This is a genomic window from Robertmurraya sp. DFI.2.37, assembly GCF_029211245.1.
Taxonomy (GTDB): Bacteria; Bacillota; Bacilli; order Bacillales; family Cytobacillaceae; genus Robertmurraya; species Robertmurraya methanolica_A.
Genome location: NZ_JARGEJ010000007.1, coordinates 141,325 through 152,878 on the forward strand (window position 1 = coordinate 141,325; position 11,554 = coordinate 152,878).

An 11,554-nucleotide genomic window follows, 5' to 3' on the forward strand; every position below is an offset into this window, starting at 1 on the left:
GTAGATCATGATACATTGAATATGAAAATTATTCTCATTTAAAATTAAAGGACGTGTTACATATGGTTTCGATTTTTATTATTTCGACCATTGCTGTCTATTCCTTTGTGATGAAATATGTTTTAAACCATGTTTGTAAGCCAACAATAGAAACAAAATAATCATTTAACGCCAGATCCCTCGGGTCTGGTTTTTTTATGTTTGCTGGAAGTGCTGGTTGCTTTTATTTCTTTTATCATTTATATGGCAGTGAGTAAAAAGGGAGTAGCACTAACTTTAATTGTTCCGAAGAGGTAGGTTAAGTGTTTGTTGGTCAATTTTTTCAAGCTTAATATGAAGAAAGATAAAACGGATTTAAATAATATGAAAAATCAGTTAAAATGAATGAGTAAACGAACATAACAAGGGGTTAGTGAAATGATTGAGACAGCTTCGCAGCATGACATAAAGGCGTTAAAAGAAAAATTGGCGAAATTTTACCAGTTTTTCTTGAGAAATCATGATCAGGAATCGGCGAATAAGGCAAAACAACTGTTGTTCAAGCTTCATCATCAAGAATATGCCATTGCTTTTTGCGGACATTTTTCTGCAGGAAAATCGAGCATGATTAATCGATTGATGGGCGAGGAATTACTCCCGTCAAGTCCGATTCCCAGGAGTGCCAATTTAGTAAAGGTTAAATCAGGTCAAGAGTATGCAAAGGTATATTTTAAAGAGGAGAATCCTCGTCTATACCCAGCACCATATGATTATGAAAAGGTAAAGTCCTACTGTAAGGATGGAGATTCCATCCGATCGATCGAAATCAGTCATTGTACGAAGGCTCTTCCAGCTGATGTATGTATAATGGATACTCCAGGAATTGATTCAACTGATGATGCTCACCGGGTTGCGACGGAGTCAGCATTGCATTTAGCTGATCTTGTCTTTTATGTGATGGATTATAACCATGTTCAATCAGAATTAAATTTTCTTTTCACGAAAGAATTAGTGGAAGCAGGGAAGGAACTTTATTTAGTCATTAATCAAATTGATAAGCATCGAGAAGAAGAGCTTAGTTTTGAAAGCTTTCAAGCAAGTGTCCAGCAATCTTTTTTTGATTGGGGCGTCGAGCCGGAGCGAATTTTTTATACATCTTTACGGGATGAACAGCATCGATATAATCAATTCAATGAATTACAGCAATTGATGCAGTTAAAATTTGAAGCTAAAGATGTGCTTTTATCTTCTTCTGTCTATCGTTCATTATCGAATTTGAGTGCAGAGCATCGGCAGTTTCAAAAGGAGAAAGCTCAAGAAACGTTGGAAAGTTATGAAGAGCAACTTAGAGAATTTACAGAAGAGGAGCAAGCTCGGCTTCCTTTTGAAATAGAACGTTTAGAGACAGCATTACAGAATATTTCCTCTGCGAGCAAAGAAAAGGAAAAGGAGTTTGATGCTGGGGTCAATTCGATCTTAAGTAATGCTTATTTAATGCCTTTTGAAACGAGAGCTTTGGCGGAGAACTTTTTGCAAGCAACAGATCCGGATTTCAAAGTAGGTTTGTTTTTTTCCAAGCAAAAGACTGAGTTTGAGAGAGAGGAAAGGCTTGGACGATTTTTTCTTGATTTGCAAGACAAAATTGATTCACAAATCACATGGCATCTAAAAGATTTTTTGGTGAAAAAATTGAAGGAAGAAGAAATTCAAGACACGGATCTTTTGCATGAGATTCAAGAATTCTCTGTAGAATTGTCAAAGGAAATGCTCAAGCAAACCCTCAAAAAAGGGGCGCGTTTATCTGGAGAATATGTTTTAAATTATACAGCAGAGGTGGCGGAGCAAGCTAAAAGGGTTGCGAGACAAAGAATGAAACAAATCAAAGAGAATTATTTACAGAAAGTCGATAGCCATCTCAATGAACAAAAACATAGCTTACAACAGGCGTTACATAAATATTCTCTTTTGCTTAACGTTTGGCAACAAAAAGAAACATTATTAGCAGCTAAAATGGCTAAAGCCGCGGAAATGGAGCAAATCTTATTAGGTCATGACGGACAGCCTTTTAAAGAAGAAAGTATTTTGCAGTTAGTGAAAGAAGAGCAACATCTAGAGTTAATTGTCGAAAGACAGGATGATCAGGTAATAACGGAAGTAAAAGAAGGGAAAGAGGTAGTATTACGGCAGCCTCAACATCAACAGACTCAGATTGATAAGACGGTAAAAATGGAGACCGCTGTCAAGAGGTTGCTCCTTACCTCACAAAAACTTGAAAAGATCCCAGGCTTTAAGAAAATCTCCACGCTATTAAAGGAGAAGGCAGAGAGATTAGAGGAAAAAGGCTTCACAGTTGCTTTGTTTGGTGCTTTTAGTGCGGGGAAATCATCATTTGCTAACAGTTTGATTGGAGAGAAGCTCCTGCCAGTATCTCCGAATCCAACGACAGCAGCGATCAATAAAATTATGCCGGTTGATGAAACACATCCGCATGGGCTAGTTAAGGTACATTTTAAACAAGAACAAGTTTTATTTGAAGATATCAATCGTTCACTAGCTGTCTTTAATGTTCAGGCACCGGATTTTGATGAGGCGCTCATAAAAATTAAAGAGATTCTTGAAAGAAAAAGCCAGTTAGAGGTCTTTGAAAAAACGCATTTTTCTTTTTTAAAGGCTTTTTTCAAAGGATTTAATCATTACCGAAATCAGTTAGGTAATGTGCTGCAGACGGACATCATGAGTTTTCAAGAATTTGTGGCAAACGAGGAAAAATCCTGTTTAGTGGAACGAATCGACGTTCATTATGACTGTGAAATTACTCGTAAAGGGATCACTTTAGTTGATACTCCTGGAGCTGATTCTATTAATGCCCGCCATACTGGAGTAGCTTTTGAATATATAAAAAATTCGGATGCTATTCTGTTTGTAACTTATTATAATCATGCTTTTTCAAAAGCAGATCGAGAATTTCTTATTCAATTAGGCCGTGTCAAAGACTCTTTCGAACTGGATAAGATGTTTTTTATTGTTAATGCTGTTGATTTGGCTAACAATGAGAAAGAAAAGGAAGAGGTCTTAGCTTATGTTCAAGATGAGCTTATTCGTTTCGGTATTACAAATCCAAGCTTATATCCACTATCAAGCCTACAGGCCATCGAAGAAAAGCTTGGGCACCGGCCATCTTCACAGTCAGGACTAACCGTCTTTGAGAAAGCCTTCTATTCTTTTATCACGAATGAATTGACGCAAGTGTCGATTAATGCGGCGATGATTGAATGGGAAAGGGCTTTAAAGCAATTACGACGTTTTATTGACTCAGCAAAAGAGGATAAAGAGTTAAAACAGTCAAAGATAGTGCTTCTTAACGCTGAACTGGTAGAGGTTGAAAATAAAATTACCAATCAAAATCCTAAGTACTTATTAACAAGGTTCGCTCAGGAGTTAGAAGAGCTAGTTTATTATTTGAAGCAAAGAGTGTTCTTCCGGTTTCATGACTTTTTCACAGAATCCTTTAACCCTTCGCTTTTAAAGGATGATGGTCGCCATTTAAAGAAAATGCTCGAACATGCTCTCGATGATTTCCTCACAAACTTCGGCTTCGATTTTTCTCAAGAATTAAGAGCAACGACGCTAAGAATGGAAATTTTCATCGGAAAACTAATGAAAGAATCGCATCAACAAATAACGAAGGAATTACTTAAAAAGAATGAGCAATTATCATTCAGTCAGCCGCAGCTTGAACAAATAGCAAGCTTGGATTTTAACAATGCTTTGATAGGACTTGAGCGCAATATGTTTAAAAAAACGCTCGCCTATTTTAAAAACCCGAAGTCGTTTTTTGAAAAAAATGAGAAGCGATTGCTGGAAGAGTCATTGCAAGAAACCCTTCAGGAGCCTGTTGATGTCTATTTGCAGGATGAGAAAGCCCGAATAGAATCGCATTATGAGAAAGTACTTAAAGATAAATTTGCTCAACTTCTGCAATTAATGCTCGAAGAGACGAGGGAATATTATCAAGGGATGTTGGCTGCCTTAAGTAATGATATTCCGATAGAAACATTAATAAAAATAGAGGAAGAGTTATCTCAAATTGAGTAGCTTTGTTTCTTTATATTATTATTACAGTGAATATATTTTTATTAAGAGGTTCGTTTATGCATCTATGTAAACGAATTAATTTGCTGGTTAGAGAAAAAGAACTGTAGGTGACAGATGATGGAAAATCCATTCCATGCTTGTGCGAGCTGCATTCATTTTCGGGCAACTAGAGAAGAACTAGGAATGAAGTATTACTGTACTCGATTAGGGTATGAAACAAAGCCACATTATCAGTTTAACTGCTGGTCACCAAAAGAAAGGGTTCGAAAGTTAATGGAAAAAAGAGAGGGGACTTGTTCATGAAAGCTTTTATCAGTAAGGAAACACTCTTGGAAAAGCTTGAGGACCGTAATATTCGTATTGTAGATTGTCGTTTTCAATTAGGGAATCCGAATGCTGGCTTGGCACAATACAAAGAGAATCATCTTCCAGGTGCTGTCTACTTCCATTTAGAAAAACAATTATCTGGACCGGTTGCGGAGCATGGTGGGAGACATCCATTACCTAATATTGAAGATTTCAAAAATACCTTGGAAGAAGCAGGGATTTCGAATAAGACGATTGTTGTTGCGTATGATGGTGGTGAGGGTTCATTTGCAGGAAGGCTTTGGTGGTTGTTAAAATATGTCGGACATCAAGAATGCTATCTTTTGGATGGAGGATTTAGTGAATGGTATGCTAGTAATTTTCCTGTTAGCAATGAAAGCTTAACATACCCTCAAACAAGCTATGAAGTATACTTGAACAACGATATGGTGGCGGACATGGTAGACGTGAGAAGAGCGATTGCAGAAAATATCTCCCTTATTGATTCTCGGGATATTAATCGTTATCTAGGAGTGGTAGAGCCCATTGATAAAAAGGCTGGTCATATTCCGACGGCTATTAATAAAGTGTGGACTGAAGGGTTTAAAGACGGGCGTTTTAAAGCTAAAGCAGAGCAGGAGGCACGTTTTGCAGAGTTCAAGAAGGATGAACCAATTATTGTTTACTGCGGTTCAGGAATTACTGCTACCCCCAATTATATCGCTTTAAAAGAAGCTGGTTTTACCAATGTTAAGCTTTATGCAGGAAGCTTTAGTGATTGGATTTCTTATCCAGAAAATAAAATTGTCACAAGTGAATAATATTAAATTTTTAGGCTTGATAATTTCTGCATAACGTTGTAATATATTAACATTGACTTGCTACATATGGATGTAAGAGCCTTCTATCCTACAAGATGTTGGATGGGGGGTTTTTTTGATGCATATGTGTAGTACGAAAAAGGGGGTTTTCGTGTTGACGAATGATCAAAGGAAAAAATTGCTGATTTTAATGATAAATATGTTTATCGCGATAGGAAGCTTTGGAATTATCATTCCTATTTTACCAGCTTATTTAGAATCGATAAATCAAGGTGGGATGGCAGCAGGTTTAATGATTGCTATCTTTGCAGGTTCACAGCTTGTTTTTTCGCCGATTGCTGGAAAATGGGCGGATCAATATGGACGACGGAAAATGATCATTTATGGCTTAGTGGGTCTTACTGCATCGATGTTTATTTTCTATTTATTTGATTCAATTTATCTGCTTTATTTATCTCGTGTTATTGGTGGCATTGGCGCTGCATTGCTTGTTCCTGCAATCTTTGCCTACGTCGCTGATATTACGACAATGGCCCAGCGGGCAAAAGGAAACAGTCTTGTATCTGCTGCTATGTCACTAGGAATAGTCATTGGACCTGGGGTTGGTGGCTTTTTAGCAGATTTCGGCTTGAAAATGCCATTTTTAATTTCTGCACTTGTTTCTGTTGTTGCTGTGCTGTTTTCCATTATTGTGCTTAAGGAAAGTCAAGTGAAAACAGAAGAGGAAGAGAACCATTTTGCCGCTGATGAGGAGTCAATGATTCGTAAAATGGCTCGCTCTGTTAAAATGCCGTATTTTGTTCCACTTGTGATTACACTAGTAATGAGTTTTGGTTTAATGGCATACGAATCAGTTTTAGGTTTATTTGTTGATAATCAATATGGAGCTACGCCGCGAGATATTGCCATCATGATCACATCAACAGGAATCATCAGTGTTATTGTTCAACTTTTTGTCGTTGATAAAATTGTTAATCGATTTGGAGAAGGGGCTGTACTCGTTATCTTCATCGGAGTGGCCGCTGGTGGATTTCTGTTCTCTTTATTAGCAACAAGCTATTCTTTATTCTTTGGAATTACGCTGATTATCTTCTTAGCTACTTCCATTTTACGTCCTGTCTTAAATACATTAATATCGAAAATGGCTGGTAAAGAACAAGGCTTTGCAATGGGAATGAACAATGCCTATATGAGTATTGGAAACGTTATGGGTCCAACATTGGCAGGGTTATTATATGATGTGAAAATCACTTATCCGTTTATGCTAGGTTTGGTATTATTAATATTAACGTTCATTACAGCAATCATTTGGCAAAAAAGAGTACAAAGAAATAATCAACAAATCAAAGTAATGGGAAGTTAATCATGTTATAATAGTTTTTATGTTAAGGCTCTTTTCTTGTAGGCGAATAGCTCACCTAAAGAAAAGAGCCTAAATGTTTAATGGGGGGATGTAAAAGTGGGTACAAATAATCGATCACTCATGCTTGTTGATGGAATGGCACTGCTGTTTCGTGCATTTTATGCAACAGCAGTTACAGGACAATTTATGTATAACTCTCAAGGTATCCCGACGAATGGTGTACAAGGTTTTGTTAAGCATATGCTAACGGCTGTTTCTTCTTTTCGTCCCAGTCATGTAGCTGTGTGCTGGGATATGGGCAGCAAAACTTTTCGTACGGAAATGTTCCAAGATTATAAGGCGAATCGTGGGGATGCTCCGGTTGAACTGATTCCACAATTTGAGTTTGTCAAGGAGATTGTAGAAGCCTTCGATATCCCGAATATTGGTTTGGAAGGCTATGAAGCAGATGATTGCATTGGCACCATTGCCAAAAATATGGACGAGTCGCTCAATGTTCAAATTTTAACAGGTGATCGTGATATACTCCAGCTTCTAGATGAAAGAATCCAAGTTATACTGTTACAAAAGGGATATGGAAATTATTCAGTTTATACGAAGGACACATTTTTTGCAGAAAAAGGAATACTACCTCACCAAATGATTGATGTGAAAGCATTAATGGGGGATCCAAGTGATAATTACCCTGGTGTTAAAGGCATTGGTGAAAAGACGGCACTTAAGCTGATCCAACAATTTGAACATGTTGACGGTGTAGTCACAAATCTAGAGCAGCTTACAAAGGGACATAGAACGAAAATCGAACAAGATTTGGAAATGCTCCACTTGAGTAGAAAACTAGCAGAAATTCATTGCCAAGTTCCGATTCAATATTCGATAGATGACGCCTTGTTAACGATTAATCGCGAGAAGGTTCTCGATAAGTTTACTGAAGTTGGGTTCAAAGGATTAACGAAATTTCTCGATTTTGAAGAAGAATCTGCAAGCTAATGAATATTCCTGTTTTAAATGAGACAGGAAACGTTTAAAAGCAAAAAGGAAGTGAAGATAACTGATTTGTTTTCTTCACTTCCTTTTTTTATGAGAAATCCAATGCTATAGATCTGTCCGTGTAAGCTAAAGAATGTCGTTTTTATACCTACTATGAATCAGTATTATATGGTTTTGTGAACCAATATGGTCGATCACATGATTTTTAACACATTTCGTGTGAAACATTGGTTTCATAAGTTTTTCAGTTATACTGAAGGTAGAAGATGTACCAAAAAATTAATCCAGGTCTTAAAAAATAATACGAATAAGTTTACAAATATAGAAATGTGCATTATCATGAGATGTAAATCGTAATAATTACGATTTGTATCTGAAGCATACGTTTAAGGAGGCGTAGTATGAATAGAAAAATACCTGTAACCGTGTTAAGTGGCTACTTAGGGGCAGGAAAAACAACTTTATTAAACCATATTCTACAAAATCGCGATGGTTTAAAGGTGGCAGTGATCGTAAACGATATGAGTGAAGTAAACATTGATGCTGAACTGGTAAAACAAGGAGGAGAGCTGTCTCGAACAGAAGAAAAACTTGTAGAAATGTCAAATGGATGTATTTGCTGCACATTGCGAGAAGACTTATTAATAGAAGTTGAGAAATTAGCTAAGGCTGGTAATGTTGACTATATTGTCATTGAGTCAACGGGTATTAGTGAACCCATTCCAGTTGCGCAAACTTTTTCTTACATAGATGAAGAACTCGGGATTGATCTTACTCGTTTTTGCCAATTAGATACAATGGTGACTGTAGTTGATGCCAATCGTTTTTGGAAGGACTTTCGATCCGGTGATAGTTTATTAGATCGAAAAGAGGCAATTGGGGACGAGGATGATCGAGAAATTGCCGATCTTTTAATTGATCAAGTAGAGTTTTGTGATGTATTAATTATTAATAAAACAGATTTGGTAAGTAAAGAAGAATTGGAGAAATTAGAACGGGTGCTGAGAACGCTTCAGCCGGATGCGAAAATGATTCATAGTATTAAGGGACAAGTTGACCCGAGAGAGATTTTGAACACGAGAAGATTTGACTTTAACAAAGCAAGTGCTTCAGCGGGATGGATCAAGGAGCTTACATTAGGTCATCAGCAACATACACCTGAAACAGAAGAGTATGGAATCGGCTCGTTTGTATACACAAGAAGACTGCCTTTTCATTCGGAACGTTTTAACAATTGGCTTCATAACATGCCAGAAAATATTGTGAGAGCAAAAGGGATTGTTTGGTGTGCTACTAGAAATTCAATTGCTTTATTAATGTCTCAGGCTGGCCCTTCTGTAAGTGTAGAACCAGTTTCTTATTGGGTTGCTTCTATGCCAAATCTAGAGCAGCAGGAGATTCTTAGGCAAAATCCGAAAATGTTAGATGAGTGGGATCCGGTATATGGTGATAGAATGATCAAAATGGTCTTAATCGGGACTGAATTGGATAGAGAAGAGATAGAAGCAGAACTAGACAAGTGCTTATTGACAGATAGTGAATTTGCTGATGATTGGAATCAGTTATCAGATCCATTTGAATGGGTCATTGAAACAGCGTAGTTAGTTAAATAATAAAAGGACTGCGAACTGAAGTCCTTTTAAATTAATGAGTGAAATGGATAAAGATATTAAATCGTATCTATAGAGCGAATTGGAATTTTTTGAAGAGCATTAAACATAAAAGAGAAGAAAGTTTATTAGAATAATGAAGGATTTGGAGGGACTTTGAATCATGAATAATAAAGTTGATGTAGGAATAATTGGCGGAGGACCAGCAGGACTGAACGCTGCGCTTGTTTTGGGAAGGGCAAGAAGAAAGGTTGTTATCATTGATGAGGGAAGGCCGAGGAATCAAGTGACGAAAGAGAGTCATGGCTTCTTAACTAGAGATGGCATTGCTCCGAATGAATTTAGAAACATTGCAAGAGATCAGTTAAGGAATTATCCATCAATTCAGTTTGTTGAAGATATTGCAGCAGAGATTAGAGGAAAGGAGGGGGAATTTTTAATATCAACTGAACAAGGAGCTGTTTACGAAGCGAAAAAAATACTCTTTGCCGTTGGAATGAAAGATTTACCTTTAGACATTGACGGACTTTCAGAAGTATATGGAAGAAGTGCCTTTGTTTGTCCATATTGTGATGGTTGGGAATTGAGGGAGCAATCTCTAGTTCTAATTGCAAAGGGGGATCGCGGTTTCCACGGAGTTAAAACTTTATTGGGTTGGACAAGCAAGCTAACGATATGTACGAATGGTCCTGACGAATGGACGGATGAGCAACGTGAGGAAATCGATCTGCGTGGAATAAAGGTATATAGAGCTCCGATTAAGAAAATAGAATCAAAAGATGGCTTCGTACAACGAATTAAACTAGCTGATGGCACTCTTATTCCGTGTACAGGCATTTTTTTCACACCAAAACTTACGATAGGATCAAAATTGCCGCAATCTTTAGGCTGTGAAATGAATGAAGCAGGAAGTATTGTTGTTGATTCATATGGGAAAACAAATGTACCTGGCGTTTATAGTGCAGGTGATGCTGCCTCAGAAATGTATCAAGTTATTGCCGCAGCAGCTTCTGGCGCCATGTCGGCTATCCGAATAAACAGTGAATTACTTGAAGAAGCATGGGGGATATAGAAAAATAAATAGAGTATAGTTCTTATTTTATAATATGGTAGTTCATATGGTTTTGGGAGTATTCTTATTCCTACTCATTAAAGTACTTACTTTAGTTTCAGCAGGTTAGAGAATGACTTACTTAAGATAAAAAGGGAGAAAACGGAAATTTCTCATGGAATAAGTGTGAGATTCGATCTGAGGAGGAAAGAATATGGCGAAAAAATCAAAGGTTGCAAAGGAAAAGCAGCGTCAGAAAATGGTGGAAAAATACGCCGAATTAAGGAGAGAACTTATAGAAAAAGGAGATTATAAAGCTCTTAGAAAGCTTCCAAGAGATTCTTCTCCAACACGCTTAAAAAATAGATGTGACGTAACAGGAAGACCGAGGGGATATTTAAGAAAATTTAGAATGTCACGTATTGCCTTTAGAGAGTACGCTCATAAAGGGCAGATTCCGGGAGTAAAAAAATCAAGCTGGTAGATTTTCTTCTGAAATTATCTTTCATTAGAGGACAAAAAGGTAGGAGAGCGAATATGATAGAAGTTAATCCAATTCTAATGGAGTTTTTTCATCGTAGTGCAGAAGCGAACCTCCCACAGAAAACAAAGGGAATTTTTCAGTTTATCGAAGAAAAAGAAAACAATTAGAGGAGGCATCTGTAACGGAGGAGCAATTTCTTTCTCTTTTAATTGCTCATTCACCATTAAAAGAAGCGGAGCGACAATTTTCACTGGAACTCTCAATGATAAAAAAAATCGTGGATGAAGCGCAAGCTGAAATCGATCGGGTTGTCAAAGCAAGATGTGAACGTATGAGTTGGTTTGATGTTACCGATAAGTTAAAACTATCGAACAAATAGGGTTTGTCAAGAAAAGTGTGTAAGTTATTCTAGATACTTCTTTACACGATTCTTCAGGTGGGCATGAATTAACAGTTGATTCATGACCATAGCCCATTGTTGGATATGTCCGCCTTCCCATTTCTTTTCTAATTCTTTCGTTCGTAAAAACAACAGTTTTAATAGAGCGTTCTCGTGGGGGAATGCTCCTTTTTTCGTGACTTTTCGAAAGCTAGAGTGGATACTTTCTACGGCATTCGTGGTGTACATGATTTTTCGTATGTGACTACCATAATCAAAAAGTTGCTCCACGTGCGAAAAGTTTCGTTTCCATACGTCTATAGCTCCAGGATACGTAGACCACTGCTTTTCAAAGGATTCAAACGCACTATGACAAGCCTTAAGACTTGGAGCCCCATACACTTTCTTTAAGGCAGCAGTAAAAGGTTTGTAGTCTTTACTTGGAACATACTTAATCGAATTTCGAATCAGGTGTA

General features: G+C 37.3%; 9 protein-coding genes. 8 read left to right on the top strand and 1 reads right to left on the bottom strand.

Annotation, left to right across the window (positions count from 1 at the left end):
• Positions 1-417: 417 nt before the first annotated feature.
• From PZE06_RS06300 to rpsN, 8 genes are all read left to right on the top strand, one after another.
• Positions 418-4,074, top strand: a complete 3,657-nt coding sequence (locus PZE06_RS06300) for a dynamin family protein (RefSeq protein WP_150914703.1) — start codon at positions 418-420, stop codon at positions 4,072-4,074.
• 117 nt (positions 4,075-4,191) lie between these two features.
• Positions 4,192-4,377 carry a hypothetical protein gene (locus tag PZE06_RS06305; protein WP_225310617.1) on the top strand — a complete coding sequence of 62 codons (186 nt, stop codon included), beginning with the start codon at positions 4,192-4,194 and terminating at the stop codon, positions 4,375-4,377.
• On the top strand, positions 4,374-5,201 hold the full coding sequence (locus tag PZE06_RS06310; protein WP_150914701.1) for a sulfurtransferase: 828 nt from the start codon (positions 4,374-4,376) through the stop codon (positions 5,199-5,201). The genes PZE06_RS06305 and PZE06_RS06310 overlap by 4 nt, the downstream gene beginning before the upstream one ends.
• Before the next feature lie 154 nt (positions 5,202-5,355).
• On the top strand, positions 5,356-6,564 hold the full coding sequence (locus PZE06_RS06315) for an MFS transporter (RefSeq protein WP_150914700.1): 1,209 nt from the start codon (positions 5,356-5,358) through the stop codon (positions 6,562-6,564).
• 120 nt (positions 6,565-6,684) lie between these two features.
• Positions 6,685-7,554, top strand: a complete 870-nt coding sequence (locus PZE06_RS06320) for a 5'-3' exonuclease (protein ID WP_150914828.1) — start codon at positions 6,685-6,687, stop codon at positions 7,552-7,554.
• A 401-nt stretch (positions 7,555-7,955) separates the two neighbouring features.
• Positions 7,956-9,155 carry a GTP-binding protein gene (locus tag PZE06_RS06325; RefSeq protein WP_150914699.1) on the top strand — a complete coding sequence of 400 codons (1,200 nt, stop codon included), beginning with the start codon at positions 7,956-7,958 and terminating at the stop codon, positions 9,153-9,155.
• Between the two features lie 172 nt (positions 9,156-9,327).
• Positions 9,328-10,236, top strand: a complete 909-nt coding sequence (locus PZE06_RS06330; protein ID WP_150914698.1) for an NAD(P)/FAD-dependent oxidoreductase — start codon at positions 9,328-9,330, stop codon at positions 10,234-10,236.
• A 193-nt stretch (positions 10,237-10,429) separates the two neighbouring features.
• A complete protein-coding gene (gene rpsN, locus PZE06_RS06335) occupies positions 10,430-10,699 on the top strand; it encodes a 30S ribosomal protein S14 (protein ID WP_150914697.1) in 270 nt (89 codons plus the stop codon).
• A 403-nt stretch (positions 10,700-11,102) separates the two neighbouring features.
• Here the strand turns inward: rpsN and PZE06_RS06340 are convergent.
• A partial coding sequence (locus PZE06_RS06340; RefSeq protein WP_275791645.1) for a transposase occupies positions 11,103-11,554 on the bottom strand: 452 nt, incomplete at its 5' end.

Coding starts and splice junctions, on each gene's coding strand:
- PZE06_RS06300 (WP_150914703.1), top strand. CDS start 418: ATGATTGAGACAGCTTCGCAGCATGACATAAAGGCGTTAAAAGAAAAA.
- PZE06_RS06305 (WP_225310617.1), top strand. CDS start 4,192: ATGGAAAATCCATTCCATGCTTGTGCGAGCTGCATTCATTTTCGGGCA.
- PZE06_RS06310 (WP_150914701.1), top strand. CDS start 4,374: ATGAAAGCTTTTATCAGTAAGGAAACACTCTTGGAAAAGCTTGAGGAC.
- PZE06_RS06320 (WP_150914828.1), top strand. CDS start 6,685: ATGCTTGTTGATGGAATGGCACTGCTGTTTCGTGCATTTTATGCAACA.
- PZE06_RS06325 (WP_150914699.1), top strand. CDS start 7,956: ATGAATAGAAAAATACCTGTAACCGTGTTAAGTGGCTACTTAGGGGCA.
- PZE06_RS06330 (WP_150914698.1), top strand. CDS start 9,328: ATGAATAATAAAGTTGATGTAGGAATAATTGGCGGAGGACCAGCAGGA.
- rpsN (WP_150914697.1), top strand. CDS start 10,430: ATGGCGAAAAAATCAAAGGTTGCAAAGGAAAAGCAGCGTCAGAAAATG.